General features: G+C 70.5%; 11 protein-coding genes and 1 pseudogene. 7 read left to right on the forward strand and 5 right to left on the reverse strand.

Translation table 11 applies throughout. The features are described 5' to 3' along the window. Positions 1–3: 3 nt before the first annotated feature. Together nirB and AB0M82_RS35150 are read left to right on the forward strand one after the other, a co-directional pair. The gene (gene nirB / locus AB0M82_RS35145) at positions 4–2,523 is read left to right on the forward strand and encodes a nitrite reductase large subunit NirB (protein WP_364731443.1); all 2,520 of its coding nucleotides are present in this window, start codon (positions 4–6) and stop codon (positions 2,521–2,523) included. Further along, positions 2,520–2,837: a Rieske (2Fe-2S) protein gene (locus tag AB0M82_RS35150; protein WP_364731445.1), complete on the forward strand. Its 318-nt coding sequence runs from the start codon at positions 2,520–2,522 to the stop codon at positions 2,835–2,837. Before nirB ends, AB0M82_RS35150 begins: the two co-directional genes overlap by 4 nt. A gap of 322 nt (positions 2,838–3,159) precedes the next feature. Here AB0M82_RS35150 and AB0M82_RS35155 read toward each other — a convergent pair whose 3' ends face one another. From AB0M82_RS35155 to AB0M82_RS35175, 5 genes and pseudogenes are all read right to left on the reverse strand, one after another. Beyond that, entirely contained in the window at positions 3,160–4,023 is an 864-nt protein-coding gene (locus AB0M82_RS35155) for an SAM-dependent methyltransferase (RefSeq protein ID WP_364731541.1), read from the reverse strand. Positions 4,024–4,788: 765 nt separating this feature from the next. Further along, a pseudogene (locus AB0M82_RS35160) lies at positions 4,789–5,361 on the reverse strand (NB-ARC domain-containing protein); the annotation flags it as partial. Between the two features lie 602 nt (positions 5,362–5,963). Further along, positions 5,964–6,128, reverse strand: coding sequence for a hypothetical protein (locus AB0M82_RS35165; RefSeq protein WP_364731447.1), 165 nt, complete (start codon positions 6,126–6,128; stop codon positions 5,964–5,966). Between the two features lie 364 nt (positions 6,129–6,492). After that, positions 6,493–7,686, reverse strand: coding sequence for an MFS transporter (locus AB0M82_RS35170; protein WP_364731449.1), 1,194 nt, complete (start codon positions 7,684–7,686; stop codon positions 6,493–6,495). A 34-nt stretch (positions 7,687–7,720) separates the two neighbouring features. After that, the gene (locus tag AB0M82_RS35175; protein WP_364731451.1) at positions 7,721–8,584 is read right to left on the reverse strand and encodes an LLM class F420-dependent oxidoreductase; all 864 of its coding nucleotides are present in this window, start codon (positions 8,582–8,584) and stop codon (positions 7,721–7,723) included. Positions 8,585–8,728: 144 nt separating this feature from the next. Here AB0M82_RS35175 and AB0M82_RS35180 point away from each other — a divergent pair, with 144 nt between their 5' ends. The 5 genes from AB0M82_RS35180 (at position 8,729) to AB0M82_RS35200 (ending at position 18,761) form a co-directional block, all read left to right on the forward strand. Then, positions 8,729–10,051 carry a glycosyltransferase gene (locus AB0M82_RS35180; RefSeq protein WP_364731453.1) on the forward strand — a complete coding sequence of 441 codons (1,323 nt, stop codon included), beginning with the start codon at positions 8,729–8,731 and terminating at the stop codon, positions 10,049–10,051. 41 nt (positions 10,052–10,092) lie between these two features. Beyond that, a complete protein-coding gene (locus tag AB0M82_RS35185) occupies positions 10,093–10,566 on the forward strand; it encodes a hypothetical protein (RefSeq protein ID WP_364731456.1) in 474 nt (157 codons plus the stop codon). 30 nt (positions 10,567–10,596) lie between these two features. Then, entirely contained in the window at positions 10,597–11,331 is a 735-nt protein-coding gene (locus AB0M82_RS35190) for an SDR family oxidoreductase (RefSeq protein WP_364731458.1), read from the forward strand. A 410-nt stretch (positions 11,332–11,741) separates the two neighbouring features. Continuing rightward, a complete protein-coding gene (locus AB0M82_RS35195) occupies positions 11,742–17,039 on the forward strand; it encodes a type I polyketide synthase (protein ID WP_364731461.1) in 5,298 nt (1,765 codons plus the stop codon). Between the two features lie 144 nt (positions 17,040–17,183). Then, complete coding sequence (locus AB0M82_RS35200) at positions 17,184–18,761, forward strand: AMP-binding protein (RefSeq protein WP_364731464.1); 1,578 nt, start codon at positions 17,184–17,186, stop codon at positions 18,759–18,761. Positions 18,762–18,780: the final 19 nt, after the last annotated feature.

The raw sequence follows: 18,780 nt of genomic DNA on the forward strand, positions 1-18,780 counted from the left end.
AAGATGAAGATGCTCGACCTGGTGGTGATCGGCAACGGTATGGCCGGGGCCCGTGCGGTGGAGGAGATCCTTGCCCGCGCTGGCGGGGACCGGTTCCGGATCACGATGTTCGGCGACGAACCCTACGGCAACTACAACCGGATCATGCTCTCCCACGTGCTGGCCGGGGAGGGAGCCGATGAAATCTACCTCAACCCCCTGCAGTGGTACCAGGACAACGACATCACCCTGCACGCCGGTGTCCGGGTCGTGCGGGTGGACCGGTTCGCGCGCAAGGTCCTGGCCGATGACGGCACGGTGCTGGCCTACGACAAGCTGATCATCGCGACCGGCAGCCGCACGTTCTTCCCGCCGATGGACGGCATGTGGGTCGATGACCGCACCCTCACGCCCGGGGTGTTCGGTTTCCGCACGATGGACGACACCACGGCGATGGTCGACTACGCCCGGGATCGGCACAGCGCGGTCGTGATCGGCGGCGGCCTGCTCGGGCTGGAGGCGGCCTACGGGCTGCAGCAGCACGGCCTGGACGTGCACGTGGTGCAGGGCGGCCCGATTCTGATGAACCAGCAGCTCGACGAGGAGGCCGGCGCGATCCTGCGCCGCGTTCTGGAGCGCAAGCTCGGTATCACGGTGCACACCGGCCGGCGCCCCACCGCGATCCGCAGTACCGGGTCGGTGGCCGGCGTGGTGCTCGGCGACGGCACCACGATCGACACCGACATGGTCGTGGTCACCGCTGGGATCCGGCCCAACATCGGCCTGGGTGTCGTGTCCGGGCTGACCGTGGAGCGCGCGATCGTGGTCGACGACCAGATGCGCAGCGTCGACGACGGTGACATCTATGTCGTCGGCGAGTGTGCTCAGCACCGCGGGCAGGTTTACGGGCTGGTCGCACCGCTGTGGGAGCAGGCGGCCGTCCTGGCGGATCACCTCACCGGCGCCGACCCGCAGGCCGCTTACCACGGCTCGCGCAACGCCACCAAGCTCAAGGTCGCCGGCGTCGATGTCGCGTCGATGGGGATCATGCGTCCCGAGCATGACGACGACGAGTTCGTCCGGTTCTCCGAACCCACACGCGGCGTCTACAAGTCGGTGGTGGTGCGCGCCGGCAGGCTCGTGGGCGCCACCCTGCTCGGGGACGTCGAGAAGGTCGCGTTCCTGACGCAGAGCTTCGACCGCGGCCTGCCGCTGCCCGCGGAACGCGTGGAGCTGCTGTTCTCCCTCGCCGGGCCGACCGAGGCCGAGGGCGCCGCCGAGATGGACGACACCGTCGTTGCCTGCAACTGCAATGGCGTCTCCAAGGGCGCGCTCACCGCGTGTGTCGCGGGCGGCACCACGAGCGTCAGCGGTGTGATGGCCGCGACCCGGGCGGGCAAGGGCTGCGGGTCGTGCAAACCGCTCGTCGCGCAGATCGTCGAGTGGGCCGTGAAGCAGGGCGGCGGCGAGGTCAGCGTCGCGGAGAGCGAGGCCTGGTACGTGCCCTCGATCCCGCTCGGCAAGCCCGCGTTGATCGAGGCGATCCGTGCACAGGGTCTTCGCTCGGTGTCGCAGGTCTTCTCCGCACTCGCCCCAGACGGCGAGCACGCTCCGTCGAAGATGCCGCTGGCGTCGCTGCTCAAGGTGGTGTGGGCGGGGGAGTTCGTGGAGGAGAAGGACGCCCGGTTCATCAACGACCGGGTGCACGCCAACATCCAGCGCGACGGCACGTTCTCCGTGGTCCCGCGGATGGCCGGCGGCGTCACGACGTCCGACGAGCTGCGCCGCATCGCCGACGTGGCCGACAAGTTCGCCATCCCGCTGATCAAGGTGACCGGCGGGCAGCGGATCGACCTGCTCGGCGTGCGCAAGGAGGACCTGCCCGCCGTTTGGGCCGACCTCGGCATGCCATCGGGGTACGCCTACGGCAAGTCGATGCGCACGGTGAAGACGTGCGTGGGCACCGACTTCTGCCGGTTCGGTCTCGGCGACTCCACCCAGCTCGGTATCGAGATCGAGGAGCGCTTCTCGGGCCTGGAGAGCCCCGCGAAGATGAAGCTGGCGGTCTCGGGCTGCCCGCGCAACTGCGCCGAGTCGTTGGTCAAGGACATCGGGATCGTCGCGGTGGGCGAGGACCGCTGGGAGGTGTACGTCGGCGGTGCGGCCGGTGCGTCGGTTCGCAAGGGCGACCTGCTGGCCACCGTCGCGGGCCGGGCCGAGGCGATCCGGCTCACCGGTGTGTTCATGCAGTACTACCGCGAGAACGCCACCTGGCTCGAGCGCACCTACGACTTCGTGCCGCGGGTGGGCCTCGACGAGCTGAAAGCGCTGCTGGTGGACGACCGTGACGGGATCGTCGCGGGCCTGCAGGAGCGAATGCAGACCGCCGTCGACGCCTACGTCGATCCATGGACGGAAGGCCGCGCACCGGCCACAACCGGCCAGTTCGGCGATGCGCTGCCACTCATCCCGCTGCCTCAGGTGCCGGTGCGCGACGGGTCGTCGTCCCCGGCCGGCACGAAGCCCACCGGGGCGATGGCGTGACGGCGTCGCAGGGGAGTTCCCCACACCGGCTGGGCCCGGTCGACGCCATCCCGCCCGGGGAAGGGCGCGCGTACGCGGTCGGGGGACAGCAGGTGGCCGTCTTCCGCCTGCGCGACGGCGACCTGCGCGCCACTCAGGCCCGCTGCCCCCATGGCGGCGGCCCGCTCGCCGACGGCCAGTTCGACTCGTCGGCAATCGTGTGTCCGCTCCACGCGCGCGCTTTCTCCTTCACCGACGGCCGGTGCGCCGAGGGCGAGACGATCACCCTCCACGCCGTCCGTGAGGAGGACGGCGCGGTGGTGGTCGATATCTGAAGACCCGCGGCTCCGGCGCGCAACTCACGTGCGCAGCCGGCGCCGGCGGCCGGCGCCGTCCGAGCTACTGGCGCACGACTCCGACCTGCCGGGCGAGCTGGTCGGGATCGATGCCGAGCCACATGTGGCTGATGCTGTTCCCCAGGCCGCAATGCCACGCGACGCCGCCTCTAGCTCTGAGGGGTCAGGCGGCCGCCTTCGCCTGGATGACGTCCTTGTCCTTCAGCACGACGGGATCGGGGATGGCGTCGGGCAGTTCGTCCTCCAGCAGCCGGGCCGGCGACGAGCTTGCTCGCGGTCAGCTCGGGCCAGCCCAATGCGGTCAGCCGGCGACCTTCCGGGCCACTCCGCCGTAGAGCTGTGTGTTGGTGCTCGGGTCGTCCGAGATGTCACCCGGGCCGCCCGGTCGCCACAGCGCGCAGCCGACCAGGCCCGGGTCGATCAGCTCGAAGTCGCCGAACATCTTTTCGACCTCGCGGTAGGTGCGAGTTGTCGCCTGGTCGTGGCCCCTGGCCAGGTTGAACGTGCCCACCGCGCTGTTGATCCGGTCGCTGTCCTGGTCGCTGACCAGGTGGGAGATCGCGAGGTAGCTGCCGGCCGGGACGCGGCGGCGGTACTCGGCGAGCAGCGTGTGCGGGTCGCTGGCGTCCGGGATCCAGTGCAGCATGGCCACCATCAGCAGGCCGATCGGTTCGCCGAAGTCCAGCCGGTGCATCTCCGGGGCGGCGAAGATGCCTTCCGGATCCGTGAAGTCGGCGTGCGCGATCGTGGCGTGTTCGCTGGTGCGCAGGAGCATCTTGCTGTGCGCGACGGCGATCGGGTCGCGGTCCACGTAGACGACCCGGCAGCGCGGGTCGATCTCCCCGGCGATCTGGTGGACGTTGCCCACCGTGGGGATCCCCGAGCCGATGTCGAGGAACTGCCGGATGCCCAGGTCCATCAACGTGCGCACGACCCGGCCGAGGAACGTGCGGTTGAGCCGGGCGACGTCCCGGATGCCGGGCATGATCTTTTCGGCCTGTTCCGCGGCCTCCCGGTCGGCTTGGAAATTGTGCGCGCCGCCCAGCAGGTAGTCGTAGGTCCGGGAACTGCTGGGTTTCGTCGTGTCGATACCCGGGGGAACCCATTCCGCTGCCCGACGTTGTGTCTCGGCGAGCTCGAGCTGGACGAGGCCGGCCTCGTCCAGTGCGGTGGCTTCACCGAGCCGGTCGCCGAGCTCGCTGTGCAGGCCTCGAGCACGCGCCAGCGTCTTGGCGGCATCATGGAAGCTGCCCAGCAGGCGCTGGAGACGCCCCAGGTCCAGCAAGGTCGCGGCTTCAGCGGTGACGTCGCCGGCCGCCTGTTCCGCGCTGAGCACGGCCTGGTGGATGCGCTGGTCATCGAGCCAGTGTCCGTGTTGTTCGAGGAACGGGTGCAGCGCGATCGCCAGCGCGGCTGCCCGCCGTATCCGGCCGTCGGTGGCAGCGGAGATGATGCAGGCTCCGATGGTGGTCCGCTCCGCGCTCAGCCAGGCGATCGCCTCGCTTTCGGTCGCGAACTGCCGTGCTGGATTCGGCTCCCGGACGATCAGTTCGAGCCGAGGCGTGGCGCTGTGCACGAACCGGTGCGCCGCGCGAACGGTGTCGATGTAGTGGTCGAGGAGGCGTTCGAAGGCTCCCTCGTCCGCGCCCGGGTCGGTGAGCGTCCGGCTGTAGGCGCGGGTCAGGTCGTGCAGGCGATAACGCCCAGGGGCCGGTTCGTCCAACAGGTGGTTGAGGTACAGCACGTAGAGGTGCTCGCGAGTGGTCTCGACGTCGGTGCCGTCCAGCGCCGCGGCCGCTTCCGCGTCGATGTTGCTACCCGGAAACAGGCTCAACCGCCGGAAAAGCCGCTGCTGGTGCGGGTTGAGGTCGCGGTAGGAGAGGTCGAACGCGGCGGCCACGCTCCGGTTGTCGGCTCGCAGGGTCTTCAAGCGGTTCTGGGAGCGGGCGAGGTCGTCGGCCAGCTGCCGGGCCGTCCAGCCGGGGTGGCTGCGTAGCCGGCCCGCTGTGAGCGAGATGGCCAGCGGCAGGTATTCGCACAGTCTCATCAGCTCGTTGACCGCGTCAGGTTCGTGCTGCCCGGACGTGTAGCGGTCGAACATCGCGGCGGCGTCTTCGGTCGAGAGCGTGGTCAGGGAGACGCGGCCGGCGTCGGCGATCGATTCGTGCCGTCGTCGGCTGGTGATCAGCACCAAGCTGCCGGTACCGCCGGGCAGCAGCGGTCGGATCTGCTCATCTTCGACCGCGTCGTCAAGCAGCAGCAAGATACGCTTACCGGCCATCTTCTCCCGCCACAGCCGGGCGCGGTCATCGACGTCGGAGGGAATGGCCAAGGTCGGGACACCCCGCAGAAGCAGCAGCGAGGCGAGCGCGTCGGTGGGAGCCACGGCGGGTTGGCCGGCGCTGTGGCCGTGCAGCTCCAGGAAGATCTGGCCATCCGGGAAGTGGCGCGCCAGCTGGTAGGCAGCGTGCACCGCGAAGGTCGTCTTTCCGACTCCAGGCATACCGTCGACCACGTGAATCGCGGTGCCCAGTGTGTTCTGCTCCGCGGCGGCCGCAACGGCCGCGGTCAGGAGGTGGAGCTCGTCGACGCGCCCGGTGAAGACCGGCACGTCCCTCGGCAGGGTGCTGCATGCGTTACCGGGATCTCCGACTCCGGCCGCGGCCGGCTGCCGCGCTGACCGGACGGTGGAGGTGAGTGAACTGGCCGCGGCGCCTGGCGGGTAAGGATGGTCGGGCAGGCTGATCCAGCCGGTCGTGGCGGTTTCTTTGACGTTGACCTGCACCGACCGGAAGGTCCCGATGTCCGCGACGGTGCTGCTGCGGACAACCTCGTCGAAGAACCACGCTGAGGTGATCAACGCCAGCGTGCCAGATGACTCAGCCAGCGCTGCCTTCAGCGGCGGTGCGTCGAGCAGGCGAAATGTCCGGTTGATCGCGGGTCCGGTCACGCCCTGGTCGTCGTAGGCGATTTCTCCGGCGTGCAGGGCCACTCGCACCCGGATACGTTCCTGTGGCTGATGAGTTTCGTTGTGCCGGCGCAGCTCCCGTGCCAGGGCGGCAGGCAGAGTCTCCACCAGCGGACCTTTCGAGACCTGCGCTGGGATCAGGACGAATGTGCCGTCACCGGTGTTTCGTGGCGGCAGTCGAACCACGGCACGCGGGCCTCGTCGAAGGCTCGCCGCAGCGCGTGGTCAAGGCCGTCGCGAATCGTCAGCCGGTGCGGCGTCGTCCGGTCCGGATCCCCGTAGCTCTCGATGTCGACCGCCAAGATCGAGCGATGAACGAGTTGCCGTGAATGGTTCATTTCGCCCCCAGTTTCGCCACTGATTCAGGAGCCGAGAGAAGTCTCCGATGTCGAAACGGTCGAGGATCCAGGTCGCCGCTGCCGAACCTTCGTACCAAACCCAGCCGTCGCGCAGTTCGTCGATCAGCGCGCTCGACACCGCCGAGGACAATGACCACCGCGCCGCCGACAGCGTGCGAGCGACGCGCCATGTCTGCCCCCTTGAGGATCGCGGTCAGGCTGCGCATGCCACGACCGACCCGGCGGGGTCGTGCCGGACCGTAGCTCATGCGCTAAATCTGCATAACGGATCTCAGGGGTCCTGCGTTACTACGCATCCATTCACGTATCAGTCCGGAGTGCGGCGGATGACGACGAAGGACAAGCCCAGGCCGCCTGCGGCGAGCACGGCTCCGGCCAGGCCGAGCCACGGCAGTTTCCCGGCGGCCACCATCCCGCCGCCGAGCATCGCGCCGATGGCCCCGGCGAGGTTGAACCCGCTCACGTTGACCGTCACCGACAGCATCGGCGCTTCCCCCGCGTGCCGCAGGATGATCCGTTGCAGCGGGGCGATGGTGGCGGTGCACAGCAACCCCAGGGCGAGGACGGAGGCCACCGCCCCCGCCGCCGAGCGGGCTGACCACGGCATCGTGCCCAGCACCACCACCAGGCAGCCGAACACGATCCGCAGGGTCGCCGCGGGCGCCAGGTCGGCACAGCGCCCGGCCAGCAGGTTGCCCAGCACGCTGCCCGCGCCGTAGACGAGCAGCAGGACCGAGACGGTGGTGGCGCCGAACCCGGTCACCTCCATCAGCAGGGGCGCGATGTAGGTGAACACGGTCCCGACCCCGGCCAAGCCGACCACGGTGGTGGCGATGGCGATCACGATCTGCTTGCTGGACAACAGTTTGAGCTCCGCGGCCAGAGTGGATCCGCCCGCGGGGCGCTTCGGCATGACCGCCGCCAGCAGGGCGCCGCCGGCGAGGGCGACCCCGGCCAGCGCGAAGAACGGGGCCCGCCAGCCGAACTGCTGACCGGTGAGCGCGCCGAGCGGCACACCCAGCACGGTGGCGACGGTGAACCCGGAGACCACCGTGGCGATCGCGCGCCCGGCCCGCTCCGGCGGCACCAGCGACGTCACCGTCACGAGAGACAACGCGAACAGCGTCGCCTGTGCCATCGCGGCGATCACCCGGCCGGTCAGCAGGAGCCCGAACGCCGACGTCGTCGCGCACAGCACGGTCCCGGCGGCGAAAAGGCCGACCAGGCCGAGGGTGAGCCCCTTGCGTGGCAGGCGGGCCGTCGCGACGGTGACGAGCGGGCCGCCGATGACCACACCGAGCGCGTACGCCGTCACGGCACCGCCCGCCCCGGCCGTCGACACCCCGAACGCCACCGCCAGTTGCGGCAGCAGCCCCGCGACGAGCAGTTCCGCCGTGCTGACCGCGAAGACACACAGGAGGAACCCGGTCATGATCAAGGTGAGCCGCGTGCGTTCGCCGGTCTGCGCCGACGCGGCGTGGTTCGCGGTTCCGGTGGTCACGTGGCCTCCGAGCGTCTACTATGGACAGAATGGATCAGAATCCCGAAGCCACTGGGATGATCTCCGAGCCGACGAACTCCAGCGGGGACAACGTCCAGAACTCCGGCACCCCGCAGATCGCCGTCTGCACCCCGAGTTCGGCGAGGTGCTTGAGTTCGGTGAGAGTTTCGTCGGCGGATTTCGTCAGTTCGAAGTGGTAGTTGGCGGTCTTCTCGATGGTGTCGTAGTCGGTGCCCTCGGTTTCGCAGTGCGCTCGCAGCACGTCGAGTTTGCGTGAGAACTCGGGCGTGACGAACATGTTGCACGCCTGGGCATACCGCGCGACGAGCCGCAGCGTCTTCTTCTCGCCTTCGCCACCGACCATGATCGGCGGATGCGGCCGGGACAGCGGCTGCGGGCTGTTCATCGGCCGTTCCAGCCGGACATGCCTGCCCTGGAACGGACTGTCGTCGTCGCTCCACATCCGCAGGCACACCTGCAGCGTGTCTTCGAGCTGTTCGAAGCGCTCGCGCAGCGACGGGAACGGGATGCCCAGGCCGCGTGCCTCCTCCTCGTTCCAGCCCGCCCCGAGGCCCAGCATGGTCCGGCCACCGGAAAGGACGTCCAAGGTGGTCGCGATCTTCGCGATTACCCCCGGATGGCGGTATGCAGCGGCGCTCACCACGGTCAGCAACGTGACGCGCTCGGTGTGCGCCGCCAGAAAACCGAGGGTCGTGTAGGCCTCCAGCATGTCGTTTTCGACCGGGCCGATCTGCGGGATCTGGAACAGGTGGTCCATCACCGACACCAGGTCGAATCCGCTCTCCTCGGCGGTTTTCGCGATCCGTCCCAACTTCTTCCCGAGCTCCGCGGGGCCACCGGGCCACGTGAAATCCGGTATCTGCAAGCCGATTCTCATAGCGCACCTCCGATGGCGAATGGTGGCAGCCGCCGGACGCCCTGGATAGGGGTCGTGGCGCCCCCTTGGTCGGTTCTTGGCCGAGGTTTGATCAGGCGCTGCCAGAGTCGATCTCGACACCACTGAACGGCGAAAGGCGAATCCATGGCCGCGACCACCGCTTTCCTGCCGACCTGGGTGCGGCGACCGCGGGTGACCAGCGGCCCGCGGCTGGTGCACGTGAACACGCACTCGACGTTCGGCGGTGTCGCCGAACTCCTGGGCGGCCTGATCCGCGCGCAGCAGAGCCGTGGGCACGCGGTCGGCTGGGCCACCATCACCGGCGACGCCGACTTTTTCCTGCTGGCCAAGCAATTGCACTACCTGACGCACGGAAAGGGCGACCCTGCCGTGCTGCGCGATCCGGCGCGGGCCGAGTTGTACGCCGCCGTGCTGCTCCCGCAGGCGGAGGCGATCGCCGCGACCCTGCGCCCCGGCGACGTGGTGGTGCTGCACGATTCGCACACTCTCGGCATGGCCGGGGTGCTCTCCCGCGCCGGGGCACGGGTGGTGTGGCACTCCCACGTGGGCGCCGATGTGGACCCCGACGCGGTACTCGCGCGGGTCTGGCCGTTCTTCGCCGGCGACTTCTCCTCGGTGGACGCGGTGATCACCACCCGGGCGGACTTCGCACCACCGGCCGGGTTGTTTTCCGGCACCCGGCACGTCATCGCGCCGGCGATCGATCCCATGTCGGCGAAGAACCGGCCGATGAGCACCGAAGAAGTGGCCGCCTGCCTCGCCGAAATCGGACTCTCCGGCCTGGAACCCGAAGGGGGCGGCCGCGGAGCAGCGGTCGAACACACCGCGCCGCTGCCCGAGGACGCCACCCTGGTCCTGCAGGTATCGCGCTGGGACCCGCTCAAGGACATGCTCGGCGCGTTGCGCGGCTTCGCGCGGGTCACCGGTCTCCCTCAGGCGCATCTCGCGCTCGCCGGCCCGGACCCGCGCGAGGTCGGCGACGACCCGGAGGGCCTGACCGTGCTCGACGAGGTCCGTGCCGCTCTCGCCGCGCTGCCGGCCGAGATCCGCGGCCGGGTGCACCTGGTGCTGCTGTCCATGCGGGACCTCGAGCGCAACGCCTGGCTCGTGAACGCCTTGCAACGGCGGGCGGACGTGGTGCTGCAGAAGAGCCTCGAAGAAGGTTTCGGGCTCACCGTCACCGAAGCCATGGCCAAGCGCCGAGCCGTCGTCGCGGCCGCGGTGGGCGGGCTGCGGCTCCAGGTCGAACACGAAAACACCGGCCTGCTCGTCGATCCCGCCGACGACACCGACGTGGCGGCCGCGCTGACCCGCCTGCTCGCCGATCCCGGGCTGCGACGGGAACTCGGCGACCGGGCAGCGGCCTCCGTCGCCGAGCGCTACCTGATGCCGCGGCTCGCCGACGACTACGACACAGCTACCGGCCTCGTCCCGGGGAACCCTTGACCCGCACCACATCCGGCAGAGTCACTGAATGAGGAGAACCGATGAGTAATTCCCGTACCACCGCCTTCACCCGCCGCACGCGCATCGCGGCGACCGCCGCGTGCGTCGTCGTGGCGCTCGGCGTGGCGGTGTCGCCCGCTTCGGCGGAGACCACGCATCACCACCACCACGGCCTCGTGGGCGCATGGCAGCTCACCGGGACCGACGACGGCAACCCGGTAAACCCGAAGATCGTCTTCCACCCCGACCACACGCTGGACTTCACCCCGCCCGACAACTCCTTCGACGGCACGGGGCACTGGCAGGAGAAGCGCGACGGCAGCTTCACCTTCGACCAGGGCCACCCGATCAACGACGCGGCGGGCCGGCCCGAGAGCTACATCCACGCCGACATCACCGGTCAGCGGACCGGGGACACCATGACCGCCGGCGGCCACGCCGAACTCTACGACCTCGACGGCAACCAGCTCGCCGCCTACGTCATCCTCTTCGACGGCGTACGGCTGCCGCGCTAGCGAACACTCGGACTACGGAGCGAGCTTCTCATGTCCCTGCACGGAAAAACAGCGATCGTGACGGCGGCGTCCCGGGGGATCGGGCGGGCCGTCGCGGTGCGACTCGGCGCGGACGGCGCCCGGGTCGCGGTGAACTACCGGGAAAACGAAGCGGCGGCGAAGGAGGTCGTCGACGTCATTAGCGCGCGGGGCGGCGAAGCGGTCGCGATCCAGGCGGACATGAGCGTCGCCGCGGACGTCGTGAAGTTGTTCACCGAGTCCGACCGGCACTTCGGCGCGCCGGACATCCTGGTCAACAACGCCGGCCTCACCGTCATCGGATCGACGGCGGAGATCGACGAAGACCTGGTGGACGCGGCGATCGCGCTGAACATCAAGGGCACCTTCCTCGCCATGCGGTATGCCGCGCGGACGTTGCGCGACGGTGGGCGGGTCGTCAACATCTCCACCGGCTACGTGCGGGCGCCGAACCCGTACGTGGGTGTCTACGTGGGCACGAAGGCCGCCGTCGACCAGATGGGGAAGTCGCTGGCCAAGGAGCTCGGCCCGCGCGGGATCACGGTGAACTCGGTCGCGCCCGGGCTCACCGAGACCGAGGGCGTGGCGGCGGAGGTGATGGCGCAAGCCGAAACCTACATCGGCATGACGGCGTTGGGCCGCCTCGGGCGTCCCGACGACATCGCCGACGTCGTGGCGTTCCTCGCCGGCGACGGCGCGCGCTGGGTCACCGGGCAGGTGTTGTCGGCGACCGGCGGACTCGCCTAGCCGTCCGCGCTTCTCCGTTCCGAACGGGCATGGGCACACGATTTCGTGTGCCCATGCCCGTTTTTGCGTGCCAGGTGTTCACCGCCGGACCAATATGTTTGGTCTTCTCCATCATCGCCCCTTCTTGGCTCGTTCTTGGCCGGTCTTTGATCGACTGGTGCGACGATGGACTTTCAAGCGAACCGTGGCGACCGAAACTCGGTACGCGGCTCTGGGGAGGGCGTTCGCGCGAAGACTTCAACGACTCTGTGCCAGCGAAAGCCATCGACGTCGATCGGCTGGAGCGCGTCACGCGTGCGTGGCGGCGCGGGCCCGGCACCCGTGCGCGTTCGGGTGTCGGAAATCCGAAGTGCGGCACGCCAAGACAATTCGGCAGGCGAGATACTCGCGGCCGCGAAAGGACGTCCGGAATGAGCAGACGACAGGAACCGAATTCCGATGAGCGTGCCCCGATCGCGATTATCGGCATGGGGTGCAGACTGCCCGGTGGGATAAACTCCCCGGAACAGTTGTGGCCGTTCCTGCTCGACGGCGGCGACGCCATCGGCACCGTGCCGGACGGGCGATGGGATCACCACGCCGAAACCGGACCGCGCAGCGCCGCCGCCCTGCGCGTGGTCACCAGCCAGGGCGGGTTCCTCGACGACGCCTCGGCGTTCGACGCCGACTTCTTCGGGATCAGCCCGCGTGAGGCCGAATTGATGGACCCGCAGCAGCGAATGATGCTCGAAGTCGCGTGGGAAGCCTTGGAACACGCGGGGATCGCGCCCCTCTCACTGTCCGGTTCGGACACTTCGGTGTACGTCGGAGTCGGTTCGGACGACTACGGCAGGCAGATGCTCGAAGACCTTCCCGGAATCGAGGCGTGGACCGGGATCGGCGCCAGCATGTGCGCGGTGGCGAACCGGGTGTCCTATGTGCTCGATCTGCGCGGGCCGAGCATGTCCGTCGACACCGCCTGCTCGTCCTCGCTGGTCGCGCTTCATCTTGCCTGCCAGGGGCTGCGTGACGGGGAGAGCCCGCTGGCCCTCGTCGGCGGCGTCAACCTGATGGCCGGACCGGGCCTGTCCATGGTGCTGGACGCCGCGGGCGCGATCTCCCCGGACGGGCGCTCGAAGTCCTTCGACGCCGCCGCCGACGGGTACGGCCGGGGCGAGGGCCTGGGGGTACTGGTCCTGAAACCGTTGGCAGCGGCACAAGACGACGGTGACCGGGTGCTCGCGGTGATCCGCGGCAGCGCGGTCAGCCAGGACGGCCGCACCCAGGGCATCATGGCGCCCAGCGGCGCGGCCCAGGAGGCCGTGGTGCGCCGCGCGCTGCGCCAGGGGGCGATCGATCCGGCCACCGTCGGCTACGTCGAGGCCCACGGCACCGGGACCCGCATGGGCGACCCGGTCGAGGTCGCCGCGCTGAGCCGGGTGTTCGGCGAGGGCCGGGAGCCGGGGAAGCCCTGCCTGATCGGCTCGATCAAGGCCAACATCGGCCACCTGGAGGCCGGTGCGGGGGTGGCCGGAGTGATCAAGGCCGTCCTCACCCTGCGGCACGGCGAGATCCCGCCGAACGCCCAGCTGATCGAGCCCAACCCGGACATCCCGTGGGCGGAGAACGGGCTGGAGCCCGTGCGGGAGCGCACGCCGTGGCCCGAGGGCGCCGCGGTGCGCCGGGCGGGTGTGTCGGGGTTCGGCTACGGCGGCACGGTCGGGCACGTCGTGCTCGAACAGGCCCCCGAACCGCTCGCGGCGGTTCCGGACCAGGGTGCGGGTGACTCCGAGAAGCCCCGTTTGTTCGTTCTGTCCGGTTCATCCGAGCACTCGCTGGGCGCCAACGCCGCGGAGCTCGCCGGCTGGCTTGGTGGCGCCAGGACGGCGAGCCAGGAAGCCGTCGCCGGCACGCTGTTCCACCGCCGTTCGCACCTGACGTGGCGCGCTGGGGTCATCGCGTCGAACCGTGCCGAGCTCGTCGGTGGACTCGAGCGGCTCGCCGCCGGGCAGCCGGACCGGGCGGTGTCCACCGCGCGGGTGCTCACCGCTCCCGGTGGCGGCGCGGTGTGGGTGTTCTCCGGCCACGGGTCGCAGTGGTCCGGTATGGGCCGCGACCTGCTGGCCGCCGAACCGGTCTTCGCCGGCATGCTGGCCACCCTGGCGCCGGTGTTCGCCGCGGAGATCGGCTTCACCCCGGCGGACGTGCTGCGCTCCGGCGACCTCGACGGTGCCGAGGTGATCCAGCCGATGATCTTCGCGGTACAGCTGGGCCTGATGGCGGTCCTGCGGTCGAAGGGGCTGGAACCGGCGGCGGTGATCGGCCATTCGGTCGGGGAGATCGCCGCCGCCGTCGCGGCCGGGGTGCTCGGCCCGCTCGACGGCGCGCGCCTGGTGTGCCGCCGGTCCCGGCTTCTGGCGCGGGTGGCCGGCGCGGGCGCGATGTTCCTGGTGGACCTCCCGTTCGCCGAAACCGCCGACCGGCTCGCCGGAACCCCCGGGGTGGGCGCGGCCATCGCGTCGTCCCCACTGTCCACCGTGGTCTCCGGCGACCGGGAAGCGACGCTGGAGATCGCCGACCGCTGGCGCGGCGAAGGACGCATGGTGCGCCGGGTCGACTCCGACGTCGCCTTCCACAGCCCGCAGATGGACCCGCTGCTCGACGAGCTGGCTCAGGCGGCGGCGGACCTGGGCGTCGGCGAGCCGGTGATCCCGCTCTACAGCACGGCGTCGCCCGACGCCCGGTCCGGAGAAGCACGTGACGGCCGTTATTGGGCGGCGAACCTGCGCAACCCGGTGCTGCTCGACAACGCCGTGAGGGCGGCTGTGGAGGACGGCCACCGGATCTTCCTGGAGATCTCCGCGCATCCGGTGGTCACGCACTCGATCTCGGAGACCCTCGCCGACCACGACGACGTGTTCGTCTCGCCACTGCTGCGCCGTGATCAGCCGGAAGTGGCGACCCTGCTGGGCAACCTCGCCGCGCTGCACTGCCACGGTGCGGACATCGGGGACGCGGGCCTGTCCCGGGACGAGCCCCCGGTGGACCTTCCCCGCAACCGCTGGCACCACCGGAGGTTCTGGCGCGAGCAGTCCGCTCCCGAAGGCGGTTCGGCCGGGCGCCACGACATCGACTCGCACACGCTGCTCGGCGGCCCGATCTCGGTGGCCGGGGCGGCGTCGGTGCGGATCTGGCAGACCCACCTCACCCGCGACTCCCGGCCCTACCCGGGCTCGCACCCCATCCACGGCGTCGAGGTGATCCCGGCCGCGGTGCTCCTGGAGACCTTCATGGCCGCCGGTGCCCGGCGCGTGCTGGCCGGGGTCGACCTGAAGATCCCGATGGCGGTCCCCGCCGCGGACGCGGGCCACCGCGAGGTCCAGGTCGTGCGCCAAGGCGACCTCATCCGCCTCGCGTCGCGCGGGCAGGAGGAGGACGGGCACTGGCTCACCCACGCCGAGGCGTCGGTTCCGCCCGCCGCCGAGCGGCCCTCGGCCACGCTCGACCTGCGTGAACTCGCCGCGCGCTGCGGCTCGGCACTGGAGCCGACGGCGGTCAACAACCTGCTCACCGCCGTCGGGGTCGCGGCGGTCGGGTTCGACTGGCGGATCGACACCATCCTGCGCGGTGCGAACGAGATGCTCCTCTACGTCCTGCCGAAGCCTCTCGCGGCGGACGCGCAAGCCTCGGCTTGGTGGGCTTCGCTGTGGGACGCGGTGCTTTCCGCGGTCCCGCTGGTCCTTTCGGGACCGGAGATCCTGCGCATGCCGGCGCGGCTCGACCAGGTGGTGGCCGAAGGCACCCCGGTCTCCCGGGTGGCGGTCCACATCAGACGGTCCGCGAGCGACCCGGGAGGGACGGTCGACGTCGACGTCACCGACGAGTCCGGCCGAGTGCTGGGCACGGTCTCCGGCCTGCGGTTCGCCACCGTCGAAGGCGACTCCGGAGCGCCGGTCCGCCCCGGCAGGCTGGTGCACCGGCTCGCCTGGACCCCGGCGCTGCCCGGCCGTGCCGGACACGCTCGGCTGCGCGCGATCGCCTTGGTGGCCAAGGATTCCGAGAACAGCGCCGCCCTCGTGCACACCTTGCGACGTCAAGCGGCCACGGCTCGGCTGCGGTGCCTGTGGGTGAACGACCCTGACGACCTCACGGCCCTGCTCGGCGAGCTGGGACCGGACGACGCCGTCCTGGTGCTGCCGGGGGAGTCCGCGGACCCTGGAACCGCCGCGGGGGAGGATGCCTGGAGGCTCGCTCGCACCGCGCAGGTGCTCGCCGACGGCGCCGGTGCGCTCGCACCACGCCTGTGGGCCGTGACCGCCGGAGCCCATGAAGCCCGGGAGCGGCGCGACCTCGCCCAGGCCACGATGTGGGGTCTCGCCCGGGTGCTCGCCGGCGAACACCCCGAGCTGTGGGCCGGCCTCGCCGACCTGCCCGCCCAGCCCACAGTCGAAGACCTCGACGTGTTGACGGACCTGTTGCGCGCACGCCCCGCCGAGCCGGACTTCTTCGCGATCCGCGCGGGCGAGCTGCTCGCGGCCCGGTTCGCCGCGGTCGACGGTGAGCTCGCGGACGAACTGCCACCGTGCCGGCCCGAGGGCACCTACCTGATCACCGGCGGCCTCGGTTCGCTCGGCGCCGAGGTGGCCACCTGGCTGGCGGGCCGCGGCGCACGGCGCATCCTTTTGGCCGGGCGCAACGGAATTCCGCATCGGCGCGACTGGGACGGGGTCACGGACCCTGGCGCGCGTGCTCGCATCGACGCCGTGCGCGCGCTGGAAGCGCTCGGTGTCACCGTCCACGTGCGCGCGGTCGATGTCGCGGATCCGGAGCAGGCCCGGCGCGAACTGGACACCGCCGCGCTCGGCCTGCCGCCGATCGCCGGTGTGGTGCACGCCGCGGGGGTGCTGGACAACCGCATGCTCACCGACCTCGACGAGGACTCGCTGCGTACGGTCCTGCACCCCAAGGTGCGCGGCGCGCTGGTGCTCGACGAACTGTTCCCGCCCGGCAGTGTGGACTTCTTCGTGCTGTTCTCCTCCGTGGGGCAGCACCTCGGACTCACCGGGCAGGCCAGCTACGGCGCGTCGAACTCGTTCCTCGACGCGCTGGCTCGGCACCGGCACGCCGCCGGCGACACCGGCGCGCTCAGCCTCGCCTGGACGTCCTGGCGCGGGCAGGGGATGGCGGTCAACGCGACGGTCGACGCCGAACTGGCCGATCGGGGGGTCGGCGACCTCGCGGTGGCGGACGCGTTCCGGGCCTGGGAGTTCGCGACCGCGCTGGGTGACCCCCAGGTCGCGGTCTTCCCGGTGACCACCCGTGACGGGCAGGTGCTGCCGATCCTGCGCGACCTCGACGCCCAGGAGGTCGGACAGTCCGATATGGCCGAACTCGACGACCTCGAAGCGTTGCACAACCTGGATTCCGGGGAGCTCGTCGCGTTTCTCACCGAGGTGACCTGCGCCCAGGTCGGTGCCGAACTCCGGATGGCCGAAGCGGACCTCGACCGGCACCGCCCGCTGGCCGATTTCGGCATCGACTCGGTGATGGCGCTGACCATCCGGCGCAGGCTCGAGAAATGCCTGCACGTGAACCTTCCCGCGGCCGTGCTCTGGACGCACCCGACCATCGCGGCGGTCTCCGAGTACCTCGCCGAACTGCTGGGCGCGGTCGTCCCCGCCCAGCAGCCGGTCGCCCCGGACCCCGTGCTGGCCGGGGTCGCCGGCTAGCCGTCTCGCTGTTCACCCCACCGTCCCATCCACACCACTTCCGGGAGGAAACGCATGACGCGAACCGGTGTCGCGGCTTGGCCAGAGCATCTCGCTCAGCTGTACCGCGCACGAGGGTATTGGCGGGATCGCACCCTCGGCTCGTTGCCCCGGCAGTGGGCACACCGCCACGGTGACCGGCCCGCGCTGCTCGACGGCGACGTGACCCTCACCTACCGCGAACTCGCGGAGAAGGTCGACGTACTGGCCGTGCACCTGATCGCGCTCGGGCTGCGCGGCGGCGACAACATCCTGGTACAGCTGCCGAACTGCCACGAGCTGGTCCTGCTGGTGCTGGCCTGCGGCCGGATCGGGGTGGCGCCGGTCCTGATGCTGCCGGCCCACCGGGAGCACGAGATGGTCGCCATCGGCAGGCACACCGAGGTGGCCGCGATCGTCACGGCGGACGCGGTGCGCGGCTTCGACCACCGGGCGCTGGCCTGCCGGGTGGCGGCCGAGGTGCCCAGCGCCGGGCCGGTGCTCGTGGTCGGCGGGGGCGCGCACCGGCGCGACACGTCCACTGTGGACTTCGACATGCTGCTCGGCGGCGCGTGCGACGAGGCCGATCGCGCGCGGCTCGCCGCCGCCACGCCCGATCCCGGTGAGGTGGCGCTGTTCCTGCTCTCCGGTGGGACGACCGGGGTGCCGAAGGTGATCAGCCGCACCCACAACGACTACGAGTACAACTCCCGGCGCAGCGCCGAAGTGTGCGGGTTCGGCCCGGACACGGTGTACCTCGTGGTGCTGCCCGCGGCGCACAACTTCACCCTCGGCAGCCCGGGGATCATCGGCACGCTGATGGCGGGCGGCCGGGTCGTGCTGCTGCCGTCGCCTTCGGTCGCGCCCGCCTTCGAGGCCATCGCCGAGCACGGCGTCACCCACACCGCCGCGGTCCCCGCCGTCGTGCGGCGCTGGGCCGAGGCGGCGGAGGAGCTGACCCCGCGGCTGAAGAGCCTGCGCGTCCTGCAGGTCGGGGGCTCGCTCTTCGCGCCGGAACTCGCCATCCGGGCGCGGAAAGCGCTGGGGTGCAGGGTACAGCAGGTGTTCGGCATGGCCGAGGGGCTGCTCAACTACACCCGGCTCGACGAGGACGACGACCTCGCCGCGCGCACCCAGGGCAGGCCGATCAGCCCGGACGACGAGATCCGCGTCGTCGACACCGACGGCGCCGAAGTACCGCACGGCCAGGAAGGCGAGCTGCTGACGCGCGGTCCTTACACCCCGCGCGGGTACTTCGCCGCCCCCGAGCACAACGAGCGCTCGTTCGCCCCCGGCGGCTGGTACCGCACCGGCGACCTGGTGCGGCTGGACCCCAGCGGCAACCTCGTCGTCGTCGGCCGGGCCAAGGACGTCATCAACCGGGGCGGGGAGAAGATCGCCGCGGCGGAGCTCGAACAGCTCATCGCCACTCTGCCCACGGTCGCCGAAGTCGCCGCGATCCCTTACCCCGACAACGAACTGGGCGAACGCATCTGTGTCTACGTGCTGCCCCGCCCCGGTCACCTTCCGACCCTGTCCGACATCGAAGAACTCTTCGCCGAACGCGGCGTCGCCGACTACAAGGTGCCGGAGCGCCTGCGTGTCGTCGACGTCCTGCCCTACACCGAGGTCGGCAAGGTCGACAAGAAAGCGTTGTGCGCCAAGGAAGCCGCGACGGCGACCGACGTCCGGCCGGCCGGCTGAACCTTCCCGCGGCGACATC

This window comes from Amycolatopsis sp. NPDC051128 (assembly GCF_040682715.1).
Taxonomy (GTDB): domain Bacteria; phylum Actinomycetota; class Actinomycetes; order Mycobacteriales; family Pseudonocardiaceae; genus Amycolatopsis.